This is a genomic window from Streptomyces sp. NPDC094147 (assembly GCF_044764265.1).
GTDB lineage: Bacteria > Actinomycetota > Actinomycetes > Streptomycetales > Streptomycetaceae > Streptomyces.
Window position 1 is genome coordinate 18,380 of record NZ_JBIWHT010000034.1, and the last position, 21,236, is coordinate 39,615.

Below are 21,236 nucleotides of genomic sequence, written 5' to 3' on the forward strand. Positions count from 1 at the left end.
TTGCGGTATGGGGATACCGCTGTGCGCCGCGGGCGGTCCGCTGGTGGGCCGCGATGGTGAGGTTCACTCGGTGCTGGAGGCCGCGCGCCGGGCCGCGACGGGGCACGGCAGTGTTGCGCTGGTCGCAGGTGAGGCCGGCATCGGCAAGACCGCGCTGGTGCGTGCCCTGGTCCCTGAACTGGCCCGTTCGGGCCTGCAGGTCTGTATCGGCGCCGCGGACGTGCTGGAGACCCACTTGCCGTTCAGCGCGATCGGGGACTGCTTGGACCTCAACCGGCGCTCTGGCGACAGCCGACGGGCGAAGGTCGTTGCGCAGTTCCGGGGGGAGGCGGGTGATGGATCGGGCACCCCGGCTGTTGGCCACGAGTTCGCGCTGGTCCAACTGGTCATCGCGCTGGTCGAGGACCTGTGCGAACAAGGACCGGTCGCGCTCGTGCTCGACGATGCGCAGTGGGCGGACACGCAGAGCCTGCTGTGTCTGCAGCGGCTCAGCCGCCTGGTCGAGCAACTGCCGCTGCTGGTGCTGCTGGCGATCCATTCCGGGCAGAGTACGCCGCAGCTGGATCAGCTCTTGGAGAGTCTGTCCGCCCGCGGCTCGACAACCATCACCTTGCGGCCGCTGCCCGAGGAGGAGGTGGACCAGTTGCTCGCGCTGCTGACCGGTGCGGCTGCCGGTCCGGTCCTGCGGCAGGTGGCTGCGGACGCTGCCGGAAACCCCTTCTACATCACTGCTCTTGTCGACGCCCTTAACGCCGGGCAGCGTATCCGTGTGCGCGGGGATACGGCGGAGGCTGCGCAGGGGGCCGACCTGGGCTCGTTGCATTCAGTGATCATGCGGCGGCTGGGGTTCTTGCCGACTGAGGTGGTCGAGTTGCTGCGGGCTGCGGCGTTGCTGGGCGGCCGTTTCTCGGTGGGTGAGCTCGCCGCCGCCACCGGCCGCTCGCCGCAGGAGGTGTTCCCGCGCTTGGAGGTGGCCGAGCGTGCCGGGGTCGTGATCGAGGTGGGGGAACACCTCGCTTTCCAGCATGATCTGGTCCGCTTGGCGTTGGTCGAGACGCTGACGGTATCGGCCCGGCAGGCGATGCACCAGCGGCTGGGCTTGGCGCTGGCCGCCGTGGGGCAGCCGGTCGAGCGTGTCGCCGACCAGTTGCGGCGCTCCGGGGCCGCGCTCGGCAACGACGGGCTTCAGTGGCTGGCCGGCGCGGCCGACCGTCTGGTGGCTAGGGACCGGGACACCGCCGTCGAACTGCTCCAACGTGCCCTGCCCGCCGCCGACCCGGCCGACCCCCGGGTGCAACGGTTGTGGGTGGTCTGGGCCCATGCCCTGCTGAACCAGGGCCGGGCACAGGAGTGTGCGCGGGTTGCGACCCAGGCCCTGGCCCAGACACCAGATCCGCACCTGCGCACGCAGTTGCGGTGGATCCTGGTGCACCACGCCCGCGCCGCAGATCGCACCGATCCCCTCAGCGCCGCCCAGGCCGGAATCCGCCTCGCGCAGGAAGCCGCAGACCATCCCGACACCAGCCCGGCCGAACGCCTGCAGTTCATGGCGCACTGCGCGCTTCGCCTGGCCGACAACGGCGAATATGGGCGGGCAAGGCAGATCGCACAGGAGGTGCGTACCTCGGGCGCGGACCTGGCCGATGCCACAGCGGTATCAGCGGTATCCCAGGCGCTCGAGGTACTTGCCCTGGTGGAAGAGTGCGCCAAGCGGCCAGGCAGAGCGTGGGAGCTGCTCAAGCAGCTGCCGGGGCACCGTCGGGTCCTCGATACCTTCCGGGCCAGTGCGCTGCTGGATCTGGGCCGGCTCCAGGAGGCGGTGGCGGTCCTGCGGCATCCGTCGGGGTACGGGGCCGGCGCCGAGTCCGTGGCGGACATGCTGTGGCAGCACCTGTACAGCGCGTACGTCCAGTTCGTGGGTGGGTTGTGGGATGACGCCATGGCCGAGATCGAGGCCGGTCAGGAGCTTCCCGAGTACGGCGACGCACGCAGAGGGCTGTGCGGGCTGGGGGCGTTGATCGCTGTACATCGCGGCGACCTGCCTGCTGCCGAGGAGTACCTGGCCCGTGCTCCCGTCCACTCGCCCTACACACCCGGCGACGCGTTCACGGGATCCTTTCCGCGGTGGGCGCATGCCTGCTACGAGCAGTACTGCGGCCGCCCCGCGCAGGCTCTGGAGCTGTTCGAGCACCTGTGCCGTCATGACAGCTGGGACCTGCACGCCGTGTGGCTAACGGTCCTGCCGCCCGAAGCGGTTCGCCTCGCTCTACAGACCGGCCACCCGGACAGGGCACGCCAGATGCATGCCTTCCTGCTCGACCAGGCCGAGTCCGCGGAACCCGGTGTCCTCGACCCCGGCCTGCTGCACTGCCAAGGCCTTCTTGACAGCCGCGCGGACGCGCTGCTGGCCGCAGCCGACGCATGCGATCGGCTCCACCGTCCCTGGCACGCAGCACGTTGCCACGAGGACACGGCCGCGTTGATGGCCCAGCGCGGCCACCGTGATGAGGCCCGTCATGAACTGGATCTGGCCGCTGCCGGCTACCAGGGCCTGGACGCGGCTTGGGACCTGTCCCGGATCGACGCAGCGCTGCGCGGACTCGGGTTCCGCCGCGGCGTGCGGGGCCCGCGCCGTCGGCCCAGCCATGGCTGGGATGCCCTGACCGCCACCGAGCGGAAGGTGGCCGACCTGGTCGCCGAGGGGCTGTCCAACCCGCACATCGGCGAACGCCTGTTCATCTCCCGCCGCACCGTGCAAACCCACGTCTCCCACATCCTCGCCAAACTCGACATGACCTCCCGCGTCGAAATCGCCGCCCACGTCACCGCGCACAGCACGCACTGACACCGGCCCCCTACCCCCGGCCAGCGGGGCCGCCCCATCGGCTGGTGCGGGCGGTTGGCGGCAGGCTGTGTCAAGGCAGCGGACACACGCCAGGCAGCTCACCGACCGTGGACCTGCCGGCCGGTGATGCCGCGGTCGGTGGCTCAGGCAGTGATTGCGGGCCGGTTATCCCAGTCCGGTCAGCAGACGTAGCGGTGGCAGCAGGTAGATGCCCGCCAGGCGGCCGGCGAGGGTGGTGGTGCCGGTGCGTACCGTGGCCGCCCCGCCGGTGGGCAGGGGGTGTCCGCGGAGTACGTGCAGGGGGTAGCGGACCATCTCGGTGGGCGCGGAACTGCCGCGGACAGGGCTGAAGGTAGCCGACGGTACGCTCACGGGGCCGCTGGCCGGGCCGTCGACTATGGCAGTGGCCACCACCGGCCTGACCACCAACCCCGCCGAGCGCAGTTGAACCTCCTCCCCCGGATGGACAGCTTCAACTGCGCCACCGTTGGTGGGCATCACCAAGGCGGGCCAGCCGTCTTGCACCACGTATCCGGCCGGGGCCGTGGCGCTGACCGGCACCGCGCACAGGAGCGAGCCAGCGGCGGCGCCCACCGCACCAAGTCCCGCGAGTCTGCGGCCCCACCCTGCGGTGCGGACGCCCTCGCGGCGCCTGGGGAAGGCGATGCGCACCATCCCGTACAGCAGGCGGCCTCCTGCCAGTGTGATGAGCACCAGCCACACCACTGCACCGGCCTTCCCCCAGGACAGCATGGAGGGAAGGAACCGGGTCAGCATGAATCCCATCCAGACCACGGGGAAGGTCATCGCGGCCAGGCCGAAGCACACCGACCACGGCCGGTCCAGGCTTTTTTCGGCGCGGGAGTGTCCGTACAGCACCCGCCCCAGAAACGCCCGGGCATCGCTGATCGCCTTGTTCCGCAGAAAGGGCACATCTACGCGGCCCATCAGGGCCAGGTACCCGTCGAGCTTGACGAAGGGCAGCAGGTTGAAGACCGTGGAGATCAGGTTGTACACGGTCAGCAGCCACCAGAACTCGGCTGCCTCCCCTTTGCTCAGCGCCGCGATGATCGCCGCGCCGGCCGCCACCGCAGCGTTGACCGTTGCCCCGGACAACGCCACCCGGACCCGGTGCCCGCGATCGCCCAGCTTCCAGCCCGCCGAGACGTCGCAGAAGAAGGCAGGGAAGAAGTAGAACAGCATCACCCCCATACGCCGGGGCCGGCCGCCGAAGTGGGCCAGCGCGGTTGCATGGCCCAACTCGTGCAGGGCACCGACCGCGAGCGTGACCGCCCAGACGTGGAACACGGTGCCCCGTGAGACCGGCGCGCTGATCGTATGGACCAAGCCCTGATGGCCCACGGCCATCGCCACCACTCCGGCGACGAGCAGCGCCAGATACAGCTGAGGGAAGGGCCGCCGGGCCAGTACACCTCCGAGCATCCGCAGCACGGCCGTCAGGCGCCGCGGCCGCACCAGCGTGAACTGAAAGGACAAGGGCTTGCGGTAAGTGAACGCTCGCTCGCGCGCAGGCGGCGGCCCCTGGGGGTTATGAAGCAGCCCGAGGCCCCACAGCTGCACCAGCAGTTCGGACGCGCCCTGCTGCCCTACCGCAGCCGACCACTGTGCCAGGACGTCCTCGCGCTCGCTGGAGCCGTCCAGACCGGCCAGCAGTACCGCAGCATCGCGCCCCATCCGCAGATGGCGGCCCTCGGGGGCAACGCTGACCACCGCATAGTCCTCCCCCTCGGCCTGGAAGATCTCCACCCCCTCGCGGAGGGCGGGCATCTCGGGCAGATAGCCGACCCCCTCGTGGATGTCCGGCGCCGCACGTGAGGTGGTGGGGCAGGCAGGGGCGGGTGTTGTCACGGGCATGGCAGTCCTTGAAGGGTGCGGGTGGAGCGGGACGCGACCGGGCGGGCAGAGCGCCCCTCGGGGACACCGTGCCCGCCGCCCGCAGCCGGCGCTCAGAAAGGCGTCGACGCGTCCGGGGCAGGGCGGGCCGGACAGGCCATCAGCAAGGGAGCCGGAGGATGAATGCAAGGGGGCCGCGGAGGGCGCCTCCAGCTCCTCCACGCATGAACACGGCGCGGCCGGTGACGGCGTCTACGCTGCGTGGCTGGGTTCCTCATCCGGTGATGCGGAAGAGGTCAGAGGGGCCGCAGCAGCCGCAGTAACACCTGGCGCCTGCGGCCCAGGTGCCGGACGGCTGCCCGGCACCTGGCAGACCTCAGCCCCACGCCGGGGCGAACGGAGCGCCCGAGGGCCGTACCGCCCGCCCCGGCCAGCCGATCGTCAGTGGGCGGGGTGGAAGTAGGTGTAGATGTTGTGGGCGCCGTTGCTGAAGTCGGTCCACACCTGGTTGAACTTCTGGCCACTCTCAGCGGCGTTCGAGATGGCCTCCCCGGCCTGCTTGACGCCCTCGCCGAACGTCTTGGCGTCCTGGAGGGCACCCCCGAAGGTCGGGAGGTTGGAGGCCGAGGGGGACGCATCCGGCGCGTCCAGCGACTCCAGCTCCTCAATTCCCAGGATCACGGCGCGGTCGGAAATGGTGTGCTGCATGGTGTTTTCCTTTTCTCTTACGTAGTGCGGGCCCGAAAACCAGCCCCGGTTTGCGGGGCAGAGCCTCCGGTAGGGATTGAGGGAACCGAGCACCCGGTGTGCTGCGGAGGACTCCCTCGATCTGCAACAACCATCGCTTTCGGGGAGGGGCGGAAACATCCGCCACCTAGCCGAAACCGCCACTCCGGGCAGAGCCGGGATATCCGCCAGCACACCGAGAAACCGTCGAGTAACAAACCGGAAAACGAACAGGAGGTAACCACCGAGTTGCTTTGGCCGTTGGAGCCTGAGGTCGTTTTGCAACCGCGGATGCGAGGCCGGCGCGGGCGCGTCAAGACGAGGCGGGAGAAAGCCGGCGCAAGGAGGCTGCAAGACCGGCCTCGGGCCGCAGCAGGCGGCGCCGGACAGGCACCAGCGGAACCGGGATGGAGCTTCCCCTTGATCTGCGGACACACCGGTCCACGCAGGAGTCGGCACGTGGAGGTCATAGCAGCGCACCACCGAGCGTGACAGGCGACGTCGTCAGGCTCCGCGGCCCCGGCCTCCCGAGGGTTCGCAATCCCCGGCCTGACCAAGACTCGACTCAAAGTGCCACTAGATTAACCTTGTGGCATCATGTAGCCATGACTGAGATCGCGATCAGCAAGGCCCGCTCCGAACTGGGCGACCTCGTGCGGCGCGCCGCACACGGCCGCGAGACCATCGCACTCACCGACCACGGCCACGTCGCGGCACTCCTCGTGTCCCCCCAGGTGATAGAGGATCTTGAGGACTCCCTGGCGATCGCTGAACGCGAGCGGCGCCAGGCGCAGGGCATGCTCGGCGAGGGTGTCAGCCACGAAGAGGTCGGCCGCATGCTGGGGCTGCGCACGTGACCTACAGCATCATCTGGGAGCCCGAGGCCACCAGCGCCGCAGTGCGGTTCCTCAAGGACGATCCGCAGGGTCTGGCCGCCCTGTACGAAGCCGTCGACGCCCTCGCTGCAGATCCCCGGCCTGCCAACTCCACGCCATACGGCAGCGGGTACCGGCGCCTGAGAGCCGGCTCCTACCGGGCGCTGTACCTCATCGACGACCGCATCATCCGCATCCTCGTCACCCACATCGGACGCACGTCCAAATGAGCAGCGCTGCTACCGCTGTGAGGCCGACGACCGTGTCCGGCACGTCACGAGCAAGCTAGTTGGCTATACCCGCCCACCAAGCGCGTTCCACCACAAAGGACCCCGCTGAAGAGCAATCCGGTACCGGCTTGTCTCCGCCGGCTGCCCCCGGAAAATAGGTGGTCGATGCGTTGGCGGGTCGCACCTCCGGTCGTACCTCGGTTCCCCACGGCCCACTGGCCTCAGGGGGCAGCCGAGGAGACTTGGGTGAGCCTTGCTGGCTCGCGCAGAAATGTCCGCTGGGTCTCTGAACGGCCTGTCGGGCGGGACAACCAGGTGAAAGAAACCGAGACAGAATCACACGAGCCACCCTGGGGCCGGAAAGTGGTGAGGTGCCTCCCGTGGCCGTGGTGTGAACACTCCGGTAGTGGGTCGGCATCCGCCCGCCTCAGGTGAACGCCGCCCCGGCCGCCACGAACGCGCAGATCAATACGAACAGGATGCCGAGCAGCGGGGCCACGAAGCGCAGGTACTTGTTGTAGCCGATCTTGGCCAGGGCTACGCCGCCGATGGTGACGGCGGTGGTGGGGACCCACAGGTTCATCCAGCCGCTCGCTGCCTGCCAGGCCGTGACCACCACCGCTCGTGGGACGCCCGCGAAGTCGGCCAGCGGGGCCAGGATCGGCATCGCGAGGGTGGCGTGGCCCGAGCTCGAGGGGATCAGGAAGGCCAGGGGGAGGTTGACCACGAAGACGATCACGGCGAACAGGGTGGACGGCGCGCCCTTGACGACGCCCTCGATCGAATGCAGCACCGTGTCGGTGATCTGTGAGTTGTTCATGATGACCGTGACGCCCCTGGCCAGGACGATGACCAGCGCCGGGGAGATGAAGTCGGCGGCGCCCTGGATGATCGTCGAGCTCAGTTCGGCCTCGCCCAGCCTCGCCGCGACGCCCACCAGGACCGCGGCCACCAGGAACAGGGCCGCCAACTGCGGGAAGGACCAGCCCAGTTCCCAGCCGTACGGGGTGGCGTCGGCTTTGCCCGTCAGGGCGCTCGACCACGGCACCACCGAGAAGATCATGAAGGCGAAGACGAGGGTGAGGAGGGTCAGGACGAGTTTGTGGGTGCGGGTCAGCTCCGGGGGTTCGTCCGGCGTCGCCCCGCTCGGCTCGGATGCCCCGTCCTCCATCGAGCTGCTCGGATTCGACGCGCCGTCCGCCGCACCCGCCCCGTCCTTTGCAGGCGCCCCCGCCGCGCGGCGCTCCACGTCGCCCGGCAGGAAGCCCGTCAGGGAAGTCGACGGGTCCCTCTGGACGCGCCTGCCGTAGCGGACCACGTACAGGATCGACACCGCCGTCAGGACCGCCCACATCACGAAGCGCAGCACGATGCCGTCGCCCAGGGAGATCCCGGCGGCCGACGAGGCGACGCCCGTCGCGAAGGGGTTGACCGTCGAGCACAGGACGCCGATGCCCGCGCCCACGATGATGGTGCCGGTCGCGACCAGGCGGTCGTAGCCCAGCGCCAGCATCAGCGGCACGATCAGGCCGTAGAAGCCGAGGGTCTCCTCGGCGAAGCCCTCGACCGTGCCAAGGACGGAGAAGACCGTCATCACGCCCGCGATGAGCAGGGCGCCGCGCTCGCGCAGACGGTGTGCCAGGAGGCCGATTCCGCGGTCGAGGGCGCCGGTCGCGAAGACCACCGTGATGAACGCGCCGATGGCCAGCACGAAGAGGAACACCCCGGCGCTGCCGTACAGTTCACCGGCCAGCGTGGGGCCGACCCGGCCGGTCTTGGCGTCCCGGATGCCGTACAGGCCGTTGACCGGCGAGAGGAACAGGTCGTTCAGGCGGTCGGTGAAGCTCTGCCCGCTGGCGACCCGGTGGTACGTGCCCTCCACGGGCGCTCCGGCGGCGTTGCGGTCGTACGCGCCCGACGGGATGACGAACGCCAGGATCCACACGGCGACCGTGACGACCGCCAGGACCGTCAGCGCGCTCGGGAAACGGAATCCCCCGCTCTTGTGCGGCGAAGGTTCCTCGAACGGCGGCTCCGGGGGCGGATCTTGGGGCGGCTGTCCCGCACCCGTCCCCGCGGGCCCCGCGGGAGGCGGCGCCGTCATGACTCACCCCCGAACGCCGCCGCGTACTCCCCCGCCTCCGCGATCACCGCGCCGCGCAGTTCGCAGAACAGGACGCGTTCGTTCGGGGCATGCAGCGCGCACATGCTGTCCTGCGCGCCGAAGTGCAGCACCTCCGCGCCGGGCGCCGCCTTGGCGAGGCCGTTGGCCAGCGGGATCGAGCCGCCGCTCGCCGCGAAGGCGGGCTCCGCGCCCCAGCCCTCGCGCAGCGCGGTGAGTGCGGCGCGGTAGGCGGGGCCGCCCGTCGCGGGCTCGAAGCCGGGGCCGGTGTCGCCCGGGGTGACGGTGAGCGGGATGCCGAAGGGCCGCAGTGCCTCCACATGGGCGACCAGGGCGCCCTGCGCCTCCTTCGGGTCCTGCTGCGGGTGGAAGCGGAGGTTCGGCTTGGCGCGGGCGTACGGGACGACCGCGGACGCGGCGTGGTCGACGCTCGGGGCGTCGATGCCGATGACGGTGACGGCGGGCCCGCCCCACAGGCGCTCCCCCAGGCTGCCGCTGCCGATGAGCGGCACCCCCTCCCGCACGGCCGCGAGATCGCGGAACTCCTCGTCGGTGTACGAAGTGCCGGACCACGCCTCGCGACGCAGCCCGGTGACCGCCACATTTCCGCGCGCGTCGTGGAGCGTGGCCAGCGCGTGCAGCAGGACGAGCAGGGCGTCGGGCGCGGCGCCGCCGAACCCTCCGCTGTGCCGCGCCTCGGCCAGCGTGCGCACCTCGACAATCACCTCACTCGCGCCGCGCAGGCCGATGGTGAGGGTGGGTGAGCCGGGGCGGATGTTGCCCATGTCGGCGATGACCATCGCGTCGCAGGCGAACCGCCCGAGGTCGGTGGGCGGGTAGTCGTCGAAGGCGCTGCCGTACTCCTCCTGCCCCTCGATCACGATCTTGATCCCGGTCGGCGGACGGCCGCCGTACGCCCGCAGCACGCCCAGGTGGACGATGATGTTGGACTTGTCGTCCGCGATGCCGCGCGCCCGCAGCCCGCCCTCGACCGGGGCCGGCTCGAACGGCGGCGAGCGCCACAGCGACGCGTCGCCGGGCGGCTGAACGTCGTAGTGGCCGTGGAGCAGCACCGTCGGGGCATCCTGGACGGGCGGGGGAATCTCGGCATAGATGACAGGGGCCGTGCCGGGCAGATCGAGCCGCTCAATCCGCTCGACACCTGCATCCCGCAACAGCTCCACCGCCAGATCGTGCGCCTCACGCACCGGCTCGGGAGGGATGCCGGGGAACGCGACCGAGGGGATGCGGGCCAGCCTCTCCAGGTCCGCCCGCAGCCCGCCCATCAACGCATCAACCGTCGCGCGCAGGTCCCGGGCCCGATGATGGTGCCGCCCAGAGTCGTGGTCCGCGTCCATGGGCCCAATGGACCACGCGGAACACCCCGCCGCATCCCGGCAACAGCCACCCGCACACCCCCCTCTGCGCAGACGTGTTCCCCCGGAAGGCGTACACCGCAGCAGCCCCGGGAGGCTACCGCAGCCGGCTGAGCCGCCGCCCTGGCTGATCTTCCGTCAAACAGCTGGATCAGAAATTGAGTTGGGCAGCGTACGAAATGCCGGAGGGAAGGGAGTGCCGGCCAGCCGGTGGGGCCCCGGCACGCTCCAGTGCATCCGCAGCGGAATGCCGAAGACGCGTCCGATTCCGACCGAGCCGTTCATCGCTCTCTCCCGCCGACCGGCAAGCCCCGGCCATCCACCACAAGTGTCGCTCTCGGCTCAGCCGGCAGCGCACCGAGGCTACAGCAGCTCCCATTCCTTGCCTCACTGCGCGTAGCGCCGCCGCTCCGGCCCCCAGACCGGTCGCCCAGGGCAGTCCATGATGTTCCTGGCGGCATGGCGCAGCTCGGCGTGGCGCCCGGTTCCCTGGCTCGCCCGGGAAGTCCGGCCAACCCGTTCCTGTTGGTCGCCGTGGGCGCGACACTGAGCCTCCAGGCAGCCGCTGTCTATCTGCCTCCCTTGCGAGCCCTGCTGGGCACGGAGCCACTTCCGCTCACGGGCCCATCGAAAGCCCGGGAACCCTCGCTCCAGGTCATGGGCGAGCGAGCGCCGCAGCGGTGACCTGGCCGCCGGTCTTCCCGCCGACGGCGCCGGCACAGTGAGGGTCACCCGACGGGCCCTTCTACCGTCCGGACCAGACCCGGTCAGGAGGAATGGGGCAGAGCACTGCCTGGCCTCTTCCCTGGCATGCGTATGGGATGCGAAGACTCCACACTGGCTTTGAGGGGGTACCAGTCGGGGCGGGTCGGACTCTACGAGCTCACCTGGCCCAGATCGCGAGGCTCGAAGGAGACGGCCATGACCACTGCACGGGAGATCATGCACGTCGGTACCACCTGCATCCAGGAGAGCGAGACACTGGAGGACGCGGCGCGCCGGATGAGTGAGCTGGATGTCGGCGCTCTGCCGATCTGCGGGCCCGACGACCGGCTCCACGGGATCATTACCGACCGTGACATCGTGGTGAAGTGTCTCGCCAAGGGCGAAGACCCCAAGACCATGACTGCGGGCCAGCTCGCGCAGGGCAAGCCGATCACGATTGACGCCAAGGCCGACATGGACCAAGTCCTGCTGGCCATGGAAGAGCACAGGATCCGGCGGCTGCCGGTCACCGACAACCACCGCCTGGTCGGCATGATCAGCGAGGCGGACCTCGCACGTCGCCTCCCGGAAGAACAGGTGGGCCACTTCGTCGAGGCCGTCTGCGCTACCACCTGACCATCCGGCCGGGGACCCACGGCCGTCAGCGCCATTAGGCGGTGGGTGATCGAGACCGCCTCGCAGTCCACGGCGCCCGCCGCCGTGGTCCTCTGGCTGACCCTGCGCCTGCCGAAATCCCCATCTGGGCAGCTCAAGCGGTGTGTCGGTATTCGTGGATGACGCCGCCGAGTCGGTCATGTCGGCGGATGTCGAGGTGGGCGATCTGGTCGGGGTCGGTGATCGGTTCGGGGGGCTGGGTGTAGCGGGGTGTCCTGCTGTATGGCCTGGTGGGGCCGGTGCGAGTTGTGGTGTTGTTCGAACTGGCGGAGGGCGTGGAGCAGGTGGCGCTGGTTCCAGAGCAGGGTGCGGTCGAGGTTCGTGGCGGCAGGTCTGCACCGAGCGCTCCATGATTGAGTTCATTCTCGGTCTGTACGCCGGAGAGCACCACTTCGATACCTGCGTCGGCGAGGACGGCGTCGAAGAGCGCGGGGAACTTCGTGTCGCGGTCGCGGATGAGGCAGTTGACCTTTTCGCCGGCGTCCTCGAGGTCCATGACGAGGTTCCTCTCGGTTTGGGTGACCCAGTCCGCGGTGAGGTGAGCGGTGGTGCCCGGGATGCGGATGCGGCGACGTGCGTGCTCGATGGCGGCGAGGATGTACTGGCGCCGGCCGGTCAGGGTGACGGTCTCGATGAAGTCGCAGGCCAAGAGGGCGTCGGCCCGGGAGCGCAGGAAGTCGGCCCAGCTCGTGGTCGAATGTTCGGGGGCGGGGTCGATGCCTTCGTCCTTGAGGATCTGCCAGACGGTGGAGGCTGCGACCTTGACGCCGAGGGCGGCGGGTTCGCCGTGGATGCGGCGGTAGCCCACGCGGGGTGCTCGCGCACGGAACGCAGGATCAGGACGCGGATGGAGAGCACGGTGCGCGGTCGTCCGGGTCGTTTCGGGCGGCAGGTGTTCGCGTGGCGCTGCTTGATCAGGTCGCGGTGCCAGCGCAGCACGGTGTCCGGGCGCCCCAGCAGCCAAAGACGGCGCAGCACCTCGCGGGGCAGCGGCACCAGGAGCGCGGCGAGGAACGCCCGGTCCACCAGCCCGAACCTCGTTTTGTCCGGCCCGAGTTGTAACTCAAGAACAGTGATCCGGTGCCGCAGCGCCAGGATCTCCACGTCCTTGTCGCGGAGGCTCATCGGGAGCAGTCACAGCGCGGCGAAGGCGTGGATGACGGTGAGGCAGGCCAGGCACAGCAGCACGGGCGATCACCATGCCGCAGATCGGTGCGTTCGTCGCGGACGGGCCAGCGCCCCCGGCGACGCAACGCGAGAGCAGGAGGGCTACGGCCTGCACGGATGAATTTCCGGCAGGCGCAGTGTTCGTTCTCCCCCGGATCAACGCCACTGGAGTGACGCGCTGTTGAAGTCAGGCGGGCGCTTTCGCTGCGCGCCGCCCGGGTGTACCGGTTCCGCTCCGGTCGCTCTCGGCTGCCGCACATCACCTGGTGGGCCGACGACGTGACAGGGCCGAGGCGGCCGGTCCTAGAGATTGGTGAGCTTTTCTCCCTTGCGGTCTTCCAGGATGTGGTCAACGCACACGGCCAGGACGATGAGCAGTGTGGCGTCCTGCTCGCTCAGCACGTCAATCGCGTACGCGTCACGGATGCTGAACCAGCGTCGGGAGATGTGCGCCAGGGTGGTGCCCGCGTGCTGGATGTCGAACTCTCGGTCCCAGAAGTTGCCCGCTATCCGCAGTCGCCGACTGTCTCGCAGGCTGACCTTGAACCGGTCCCCGAAGATCCGGAACGTCCGCTTGCTGATCTTGCCCACCACCTCACCGTCCTGTCGGACGAGGATGGTGTGGTGCAGGGTGAGGGCCTTCTTGACGATGCTGGCCACCTGATTGCCCTGAGTGTCCACGAAGTCGAACGTGGTGCGCAGGCGCAGCAGTTTCCTGTTGACCCTGTACAGCTTCTGCCGATGTTCGGTCTCGATCCAGGCTTCCTCGTGGAATGCGAGCATGCGGTCGCGGACCAGGTAACGCATGGAACCCCTCTTGGATCGGTCGCGTTCCCGGGTCGCGCGGCACCAGCGGCCCAAGCACCACCCGCAAGGAGGAACACCTTCGCTCCGCATGATAGTTGCTGATTTGCGCAAGACGAAAACCGCATTGCCCGCTCAAGTCAGGGGCGTCTCGCGGGCGGGTGGACCGATCGCTGCGCCGAGGACCGCGTTGTTGGGGAGGAGCATCTTGCCGTCCTTCGTGTGGAGTTCGACGAACAGCAGAGTCATGTCGGTGACCTCGCCCTCGATGCGGCCGCCGAGCGGTCCCGACTGGACGCTGACCTTCTCGCCGATCGTGAAGGGGTGCGAGACCAGCAGCACCAGGCCAGCGAAGATGTTTCCGAGGACCGGCTGGGCGGCGATCCCCAGGACCGCCCCGGTCAGCGCCCCACCGACCAGCAGCTCTTCCCACGGGACCCGGACCAGGCTGAGCGCGCCCAGGATCACCAGTGCGTAGCCGGACCGCAGGCATATCACCCGCAGTGCGGCAGACCGGTTGTCGCTGATCCGGCCGGTCAGCAGCTTCACCAGATCGTCCGTGGCCCCGCGCACCGCGATGAGCGCGCCCACCAGGAAGACCCCGGCGCTGATACCGGCGATCACCCGGGAGGTCATGGACTGGTGACTGTCCGGGTTGCCCAGCAGTCCGCCGAAGTTGAGCGAGACGACGAGGCCGCCGACGGCGAGCGACGTGGTGATGACGGCCCGCCGGGTACGGATCACCCCTCGCCAGTGCAGACCGTGCCCGACGGCCGTACTGCCTGCGGGTTTGCGGTCGGGATTGCTCGTGGAGCAATGCGGGATGACGAGGGTGGGCGCGTGTTTGGACCTGTGGGGTTCCATTAATTCGGCATGTACGGTGACCTGCGCGTTTCGCTGACAGGCCTGTCCGGCAGGATCGAGTTTGGGTGTGGCTCGTTCTGAGTGACCGCCTACCCAGCGGACGTGCCTGGCCACGGCAGTAAGTAGGCTCTGGCGCATGTCGCATCCGATACAACTCGTCTTCCTGATCACCACTCTTCCGGCCCGCGGCCAGGAGCAGATCACCGCATTCGAGCGTCTCGCACCGATCGTGCGAGCCGAACCGGGATGCCTGCAGTACGACATGCACCAGGTAAGCGGCACTTCGGACCGCTTCGTTCTCATCGAGCGCTGGGCGTCGAAGGAGGCGCTTGCCGCACACGACGCCTCCCCGCACATGATCGAAGCCGACGCAGCCAGCCCGGCGTTCCGAGCGGGGCCCGCAGAGGTCATCCAGCTCGTCGCTGAACCCCTGGCCTGAGCGCATGAAACGGGGAGTACCGATCCCGGCCCTCCCCCAGAACGAGCTGCACCCCAATCGGAATGGGCTGGGCGGGGGAAGCGAGGTGACCGGGGCTGCGGAGCGTCGTTGAACCCGGGGCTTGATCACGATGGAGAGTGCCCGAGGGTCCCGAGGCCTAACCAGCCGCGGGACCTGGCACACTCAACACCCCGCCAGCCGGGCCCGGGCACCGGACATGCGCATCCATGCCGCCGGCCTCGACGGTCACAACGTCCGCTTCTGCAGGTCCACCGGCGGCCCGGAGGCCCACGGCGGACAGCGGGCACACCAGCCCCCACCACCCACAGCCCGGCCTCCCGCCCGGCCCCGGCACGCAGAGACGCTGCAGGGCACGCCGGCTTCCGGCTGCTGCCCGGCCCCCCGGCTCCGTATCTGCCAGACAGACCCAGGTGCCGCAAGGAGGCGCAGCCCGGACCCGCCAGCGGCTGGCCGCGCCTCCTCCCGTCAACCGGAAACTGGATCACCGGACGGTTGCCCATGGCCAGAGCAACAACCACCGATGGCTGTCAACGGCTGCGTGCAGACGCCTTCCACACCAGGCTCCGAGCCCTCGGGAAAAGTCCTGGGCGGGCGGCTGTGGCGGGTGGCCGGCCATCAGCAGGCCAGCGAGGTGAATACTGGCCCAAATGAGGGCGATAGGTGACGTAATGTGCACGTTCCTCGTTCCAAAGAGGCAGCAGGCTTCCCCAGAGCAGGCCTGCCACCCCTTACCAATCCACCGAACGGGAGCACAACCGTGATCAAGCAGATCCTCGCCGGAGCGGCCTTCGCCACCGCCGCAACCATGGCCATCGCCGCACCCGCCTCGGCCAACACCGCACCCCCCGCCGCCGCCAAAACCCCCGCCAACACACTCCAGAACATCCTCACCACCACACAGGCCAAGGGCCCCACCACCAGCGGCACCGGCACCGGCTGCAGCTGCGGCACCGCCAACAGCACCGTCGGCAGCCTCACTGGCAGCAGCGGCAACCCCACCAACGCCGTGAGCAGCCTCACCGGCAACGCCACCAGCACCGTTGGCACCGTCGGCAACCTCACTGGCACCACCGTCGGCGACCTCACCGGCACGGGCACCAGCACCGGCGCTGGCGGTGCCAGCAGCGGCAGCGGGGCCACAGACTTCGCCACCAGCAACGGCAACACCGTCATCGGCGGCGAGGCGGGCGGCATCCTCAACACCTACGGCGCCTCACTCGTGAACGTCGACCTCCGCTGCGCGGTACCGCTGCCCGAAGGCGAAGGCATCGGCGGACACGCCCTCGGCAGCCCCAAGACCGCCTGCAACGTCGCACCCGTCAACCAGTACCAGGCCCCGCAGAAGCTCCTCTGACATCCCATCGACCGCCCCCCTGTACAGCACGTAGCGTCCGGCGCGAGCAACACACCGTCGTCCCGCGCCGGCACACCCAACAGACCGTCATCGACGGCCAGGACCACGACGTACGCCTGGGGGTACGGGTCTCCCACCAGAAACCCGCCGCGACAAGCTGAGCGGGGAGCAGCTCGCGCAACTCGCCGAACTCGGGATGTACTGGACATAACTGGGCATGGCGACCAGAATGACGGGCGGTCGTTGACCAGACGATCAGGTGAAGTGACAGGGTCCCGGAGCAGGCCGACGCCCCGGGACCCTTGCAAGTCCGAGGACCAGCCGGACGGAAACCGCTGCCCGGCCCGCGCGGCATCAAGCCTCACCCGGCGGGGTGAACTCCCCTACCAGCCCGCGCGGCTCGGGAGACCCCGGGCAGCATGAGGGCGGGCCCGGAGGGAACAGCGACCCGACTCGATCGCAGTCGCTGTCACGGCGGTCGCGAGAACCCTCCGGGCCCATCCACGTCCCAACCGCCGTCCCGCATCCGCACCAAACAGACCACCACCGACGGACACGACCACGACGTACGGCCCGGGGTGCGGGTCACCAACCAGAAGAGCCGCCGCGACCGGTTGAGCGGTGAGCAGCGCGCGCTGCGCGCGCAGCGCGCCGAGCCCGGGCTGGACCGGACGTAGGAAGCCGGGTGACCTGGGCTGCGGACTGTCGTTGACCTGGCGGAGAAACGCACGAAGGGCCCCGGGGCCTGACGACACAGCCCCGGGACCCGTGCACATCCGGGCACCGGCCGGACGGAATGCGCCGCGCGGCCCGCCCAGTCGGCACACCGGGCGGGGCGGGCGCCCGCCCCGCTCACGGTGCGGCACTGCAGGGCGGGCGGGTAGCGCACCCAGCCCTGCGTATCAGCAAGCCACGAGCACACCCACCCTGCCTACCACGCCACCACCCCCACCCACCGCCCGAACCCGTCCGTACAGCGCCATACGGGACCACACCGAACCTGTCGGGATCGACAGGGATCTAAGCCGTTAAAGTGACCGAGTCCGGAGCGGATGGCTGACCAGCATGGTCAGCGACGGAACGCGCGTCCCGGACACCTCGGCAACCGGCCGGTCGTCTCTACGCAGGTCCGTTGGCACGGCGATACCAACAAACCTGCGTACAGACAGGCCAGTCACCGCTCCGGCCGTCTCGCAGCCGGCTTCCTCTCCCCACACTCCGGGGACACCTCAGGCAGCGCGGTCTGCTCAAGGAGATCCACCAAGTCGGCGTGCGGCCGGGCCGCTTCCTCGCGCAGAGCCTGACACCCCGGACAGTTCTTCTTCATACCGCCCGTCCTCGGCCAGCCGCACCCCCGCGCCGGGCCGGGCCGCTACGACCATCCGGGCCAGGCCACGGTTCCACCATGCAGGTAGGACAGGCAGCCCGGCCGTGTCCCCGTGTCCGACCACCGGGTTGATCCCGACGACGCAGGCAGGACCTGCCCACCCCCAGACCCTGCCCCGCCACCGGGGACCCCGACCCCAACGGCCTCCCGCCCGGCCAGGGACCCCACCCCACAGTCGCTCCCCGACCACCTCGCCCCACACGCGCCCGCAGCAGTCGCGGACCGAACCCCGCTCACGGTGGCCGCACCTGCCAGGCACCGGCACACCCTGGCTTTCCGGGAAAGCCGAAAGCCCGGCAGTCCCGGAGTCTGCAAGTACCGGAGTCCGGGAGTTCCGGACTCTGCAGGCCAGCCACCCGGGAGCGATACCGAGCACAGTGGGCCCGGCATGCGGACCACCGGCACCCGGATCACGCTGGGAACATGACCGAAGCGACGATCACCGTGCACCAGCCCCGTAAAACCGGCGGCCGGCACGGCACCGTCCACGGCCACGACATCGGCCTCGCGCACTCCGACCGCTTTACCGAGTTCCTACGCCAGGCCGGTATCGACGAGACGGATGCCGAAGCCATGGTCGACGGCGACTCCGCGGCGCGGGCTCCCCCCTGCAGCGATGACTTTACGAGCCCCGCACCGTCAACTCCTCGCTCTGTCCAAGCAGTTCAGCGATCCGATCCCGCGAGGCAGCCTCCCGCCGCTCCAGTTCCTCCAACCACGACACCATCGCCGCCTCCGAGCCCCGAACCCTGGACACGACGATCCGGCAAACAATCCCCGGCAGCAACAACCCACCAAGGTGATCTCACTCAAGGAGAGCTACACCCAAAGGCTTCCGGTCCGTCGGCTCAGCGCAGAGATCCTGGCCGCCTTCAGCAGCATCTCCCCTCCTTCAGACCCCGCCGCCACCTGCTCACCGCGCCCCCGGTATCACCGTCTTGCCCCAGACCGTCTGAACAGGGCACGCCCCAGGACCGATCACGGCCTTAACCAGCCCAACTACACTCCGACCCTGCCAAGTTGGCAACGTCTCCGGGGTGGTGGTCGGTGACCACGGGCCAGCTGGCGCCTTACGGGGGTGAGGCGATGCGGGACAGAGTGATGTGAGTGTTTCCAGCCGGTTCGCCTCGGCGCTGAGGGGCTCCCCGTCGGGCTGCGGAATATGCACCGGTTCCGGCGTCCCGACGATCTCACCCGTAGCCAATTGCGCATTCGCCAGATAGATCCCGAGTCCGTTGATAATTTGGGGTCATGGACTTTCGTCATCTGGGACGCAGTGGTTTAATTGTCAGTCAGATTGCGTACGGCAACTGGCTGACCCGGAGTTCATCGAGAAGTGAAGAGACGGAGCTCGCCTGTGTGCGGGCCGCACTTGACGCCGGAGTCACCACCTTTGACACCGCGGACGTCTATGCGGACGGTCACGCGGAGGAATCCCTCGGCCGGGCACTGAAGGGTGAGCGCCGGGAGAGCCTGGAGATTCTCACCAAGGTCTTCGCGCCTGTAGGGCCCAGCCGCAACGACATGGGGCTCTCGCGCAAGCACATTCAGGATTCGATCGGCCATTCCCTGCGCCGCCTCGGCACGGACCACGTGGATGTCTACCAGGCCCACCGGTTCGACCTCTCGACCCCGCTCGAGGAGACCATGGAAGCGCTGGCCGACGTGGTGCACTCCGGCAAGGCGCACTACATCGGTGTCTCCGAGTGGACCGCGGACCAGATCAGGCGCGGGCACGCTCTCGCCCGGGAGCTCAAGGTCCCCCTGGTGTCCAACCAGCCGCAGTATTCGGCCCTGTGGCGGGTGCCCGAGGCCGAGGTGATCCCGGCCTGCGATGAGCTCGGTGTCGGACAGATCGTGTGGTCGCCACTGGCCCAAGGCGTGCTGACCGGCAAGTACCTGCCGGGCGGGAAGTGGCCGGAGGGCTCCCGGGCGACGGACTCGAACGACGGCTCGGCTGAACTGGCCGCCTGGTTGAAGGACGATGTCCTCAGTCGTGTGCAGCAGCTCTGGCCGATCGCCGCCGACGGCGGCCTGACGGTCGCTCAACTCTCGCTCGCCTGGGTGCTCCAAAACCCCAATGTCTGTGCCGCCGTGCTCGGCGCGTCCCGGCCGGAGCAGATCACCGACAACGTCAAGGCGGCCGGAATCAGACTGGACGACGAGGTCATGGCCCGGATCGATACCGTGCTCGGCCCAGTGGCCCATCGCGACCCCGTGGCCACGGTCGCGATGAGTCCCCCGTCCCCCGGCTGGCGGCTCGCCTGACGGTCCGGACAAAGGGCCTCCCCGCGGACGTACGACACGTCCGCGGGGAGGCCCTTCACCAAGTCCTGTGGATCTACCGGGAATTCACCAGGCGATCGGCAACCTCAGCAGGCTCCGTACCTGCATGCCGTCCTTCCATTCCAGTGAATCCAAGGGAACGGCGCACCCCATGTCGGGCAGCCGCGTCAACAGCGCCTCCAGCGCCACCTGCATTTCAAGACGGGCCAGCGGCGCACCCAGGCAGCGGTGGATTCCGTACCCGAATCCCAGATGGGGATTGTGCTCCCGGGTGGGGTCGAAAAGGTCCGCGTTCTCGAACACCGATTCATCGCGGTTGGCCGAGGGAATGGCAGGAAGCACGGACTCGCCCGCACGGACCAGCGTTCCGCTCAGTTCGACGTCCTCGGTGGCGTAGCGCGCGAAGGTGACATGGGAGATGAGGGGCACATAACGCAGCAGCTCCTCGATCGCCCTCGGCATCAGCTCGGGCCGACGCTTGAGCAGATCCAGCTGCTCGGGGTGGGTGAACAGGACGTAGAGCGAGTCGATGAGCTGCGACGAGACTGTCTCGTGCCCAGCGATCAGCAGGACGCTCGCCAGCTCCACCAGTTCCTTCTCGGAGAGTTTGTCCTCCTCGTCGCTGGCCTTGACCATGGCACTGATCAGGTCGTCCTGCGGCTGCGCACGGCGGCTGACCATCAGCTGCGCGATGTATCCGTGCAGCCGCTCGGTGTCCGCCTCGATCTCCTCCTCCGTCATCACGGTCGTGGCGGAGAAGGCGTCCAGCCAGCCGCGGAACTGCTCGCGGTCCTCGAACGGGACGCCGAGCAGGTCGCAGACGACCGTGCCGGCGAAGGGCACCGCGAACCCTTCCATGAGATCGCCTGGTGGCCCCTGGGCCACGAGTCCGTCGATCAGCCGGTGTGCCTCCCCTTCGATCCGGGGACGCAGCAGCTCGACACGGCGCATGGTGAAGACCTTGGCCAGGAGCCGGCGCAGCCGGGTGTGGTCGGGCGAGTCCATGCCCAGGATGCTGGTGTGGATGGGCAGCGGGGTGAGGCGGGACTCGTCGTGCTCCGCTGCCATCGCACGGCTGAACCGGGGATCCCCGAGGATCGTTTTCATGTCTGCGTGCTTGGTGACCAGCCAGGCGTCTTCACCGAAAGGGCAGCCGACCCGGGGGACGGGTTCTTCCTGGCGCAGTTTTCCGTACAGCGGATCGATGTCCAGGGCGACCGCTTCACTGAAGGGGTAACTGCGGGGTGACTGCTGCTCGCTCATGCGGACTGCACCTCCGAGAACCGGTTGTAGTGTTCGACGAGGCTCTTGGGCCGCATGTCGGTCCAGTTCTCCTCGACGTACGTGAGGCACTCCTGGTGGGAGGCGGGGCCGTGGACCGCGGTCCACCCCGCGGGCGCAGTGGTGAAGGACGGCCATAAGGAGTGCTGTCCCTCGTCGTTGACCAGCACCGAGAAGATGCCCTCGGTGTCGTCCCAGGGGTTGCTCATGATGTGTGCCTTTCCG

The 21,236-nt window shown here is 69.0% G+C and carries 16 protein-coding genes; 7 read left to right on the forward strand and 9 right to left on the reverse strand.

Going from position 1 to position 21,236, the window contains the following annotated elements; genetic code table 11:
- Window positions 1-7 precede the first annotated feature (7 nt).
- On the forward strand, window positions 8-2,845 hold the full coding sequence (locus tag ACIQ8J_RS31125; RefSeq protein WP_403276185.1) for an AAA family ATPase: 2,838 nt from the start codon (window positions 8-10) through the stop codon (window positions 2,843-2,845).
- Window positions 2,846-3,010: 165 nt separating this feature from the next.
- Here ACIQ8J_RS31125 and mpaP read toward each other — a convergent pair whose 3' ends face one another.
- Both mpaP and ACIQ8J_RS31135 read right to left on the reverse strand, forming a co-directional pair.
- Window positions 3,011-4,714: a daptide biosynthesis intramembrane metalloprotease gene (gene mpaP, locus ACIQ8J_RS31130; protein ID WP_403276186.1), complete on the reverse strand. Its 1,704-nt coding sequence runs from the start codon at window positions 4,712-4,714 to the stop codon at window positions 3,011-3,013.
- 426 nt (window positions 4,715-5,140) lie between these two features.
- Window positions 5,141-5,407 carry a hypothetical protein gene (locus ACIQ8J_RS31135; protein ID WP_403276187.1) on the reverse strand — a complete coding sequence of 89 codons (267 nt, stop codon included), beginning with the start codon at window positions 5,405-5,407 and terminating at the stop codon, window positions 5,141-5,143.
- Window positions 5,408-6,030: 623 nt separating this feature from the next.
- Here ACIQ8J_RS31135 and ACIQ8J_RS31140 point away from each other — a divergent pair.
- Together ACIQ8J_RS31140 and ACIQ8J_RS31145 are read left to right on the forward strand one after the other, a co-directional pair.
- On the forward strand, window positions 6,031-6,282 hold the full coding sequence (locus ACIQ8J_RS31140; RefSeq protein WP_121800042.1) for a type II toxin-antitoxin system Phd/YefM family antitoxin: 252 nt from the start codon (window positions 6,031-6,033) through the stop codon (window positions 6,280-6,282).
- Window positions 6,279-6,530 (forward strand): type II toxin-antitoxin system RelE/ParE family toxin, encoded by a 252-nt coding sequence (locus ACIQ8J_RS31145; RefSeq protein ID WP_403276189.1) that lies wholly within the window; start codon window positions 6,279-6,281, stop codon window positions 6,528-6,530. The genes ACIQ8J_RS31140 and ACIQ8J_RS31145 overlap by 4 nt, the downstream gene beginning before the upstream one ends.
- Before the next feature lie 427 nt (window positions 6,531-6,957).
- Here ACIQ8J_RS31145 and ACIQ8J_RS31150 read toward each other — a convergent pair whose 3' ends face one another.
- On the reverse strand, window positions 6,958-8,634 hold the full coding sequence (locus ACIQ8J_RS31150) for a YfcC family protein (protein ID WP_403276192.1): 1,677 nt from the start codon (window positions 8,632-8,634) through the stop codon (window positions 6,958-6,960).
- On the reverse strand, window positions 8,631-10,010 hold the full coding sequence (locus ACIQ8J_RS31155; protein ID WP_403276194.1) for a M20/M25/M40 family metallo-hydrolase: 1,380 nt from the start codon (window positions 10,008-10,010) through the stop codon (window positions 8,631-8,633). The genes ACIQ8J_RS31150 and ACIQ8J_RS31155 overlap by 4 nt, the downstream gene beginning before the upstream one ends.
- 939 nt (window positions 10,011-10,949) lie before the next feature.
- On the opposite strand from ACIQ8J_RS31155, the gene ACIQ8J_RS31160 reads away from it, so the two are divergent.
- On the forward strand, window positions 10,950-11,369 hold the full coding sequence (locus tag ACIQ8J_RS31160; protein WP_403276195.1) for a CBS domain-containing protein: 420 nt from the start codon (window positions 10,950-10,952) through the stop codon (window positions 11,367-11,369).
- Between the two features lie 133 nt (window positions 11,370-11,502).
- On the opposite strand, the gene ACIQ8J_RS31165 is transcribed toward ACIQ8J_RS31160, so the two are convergent.
- The 3 genes from ACIQ8J_RS31165 to ACIQ8J_RS31175 form a co-directional block, all read right to left on the reverse strand.
- On the reverse strand, window positions 11,503-12,216 hold the full coding sequence (locus ACIQ8J_RS31165; protein WP_403276196.1) for an IS481 family transposase: 714 nt from the start codon (window positions 12,214-12,216) through the stop codon (window positions 11,503-11,505).
- Window positions 12,217-12,878: 662 nt separating this feature from the next.
- Window positions 12,879-13,382 carry an LURP-one-related/scramblase family protein gene (locus tag ACIQ8J_RS31170; protein WP_403276197.1) on the reverse strand — a complete coding sequence of 168 codons (504 nt, stop codon included), beginning with the start codon at window positions 13,380-13,382 and terminating at the stop codon, window positions 12,879-12,881.
- 132 nt (window positions 13,383-13,514) lie between these two features.
- Entirely contained in the window at window positions 13,515-14,243 is a 729-nt protein-coding gene (locus ACIQ8J_RS31175) for a mechanosensitive ion channel family protein (protein ID WP_403276198.1), read from the reverse strand.
- Between the two features lie 136 nt (window positions 14,244-14,379).
- Between ACIQ8J_RS31175 and ACIQ8J_RS31180 the strand changes: the two genes are divergently transcribed.
- The 3 genes from ACIQ8J_RS31180 (at window position 14,380) to ACIQ8J_RS31190 (ending at window position 19,712) form a co-directional block, all read left to right on the forward strand.
- On the forward strand, window positions 14,380-14,682 hold the full coding sequence (locus tag ACIQ8J_RS31180; RefSeq protein WP_403276199.1) for a putative quinol monooxygenase: 303 nt from the start codon (window positions 14,380-14,382) through the stop codon (window positions 14,680-14,682).
- Window positions 14,683-15,460: 778 nt separating this feature from the next.
- Entirely contained in the window at window positions 15,461-16,057 is a 597-nt protein-coding gene (locus ACIQ8J_RS31185; RefSeq protein ID WP_403276200.1) for a hypothetical protein, read from the forward strand.
- Window positions 16,058-18,695: 2,638 nt separating this feature from the next.
- The gene (locus ACIQ8J_RS31190) at window positions 18,696-19,712 is read left to right on the forward strand and encodes an aldo/keto reductase family protein (RefSeq protein WP_403276201.1); all 1,017 of its coding nucleotides are present in this window, start codon (window positions 18,696-18,698) and stop codon (window positions 19,710-19,712) included.
- 84 nt (window positions 19,713-19,796) lie between these two features.
- Here the strand turns inward: ACIQ8J_RS31190 and ACIQ8J_RS31195 are convergent, their stop codons facing one another.
- Together ACIQ8J_RS31195 and ACIQ8J_RS31200 are read right to left on the reverse strand one after the other, a co-directional pair.
- Window positions 19,797-20,993 carry a cytochrome P450 gene (locus tag ACIQ8J_RS31195; protein ID WP_403276203.1) on the reverse strand — a complete coding sequence of 399 codons (1,197 nt, stop codon included), beginning with the start codon at window positions 20,991-20,993 and terminating at the stop codon, window positions 19,797-19,799.
- The gene (locus tag ACIQ8J_RS31200) at window positions 20,990-21,220 is read right to left on the reverse strand and encodes an MbtH family protein (RefSeq protein WP_403276204.1); all 231 of its coding nucleotides are present in this window, start codon (window positions 21,218-21,220) and stop codon (window positions 20,990-20,992) included. Before ACIQ8J_RS31200 ends, ACIQ8J_RS31195 begins: the two co-directional genes overlap by 4 nt.
- Between the last annotated feature and the right edge of the window lie 16 nt (window positions 21,221-21,236).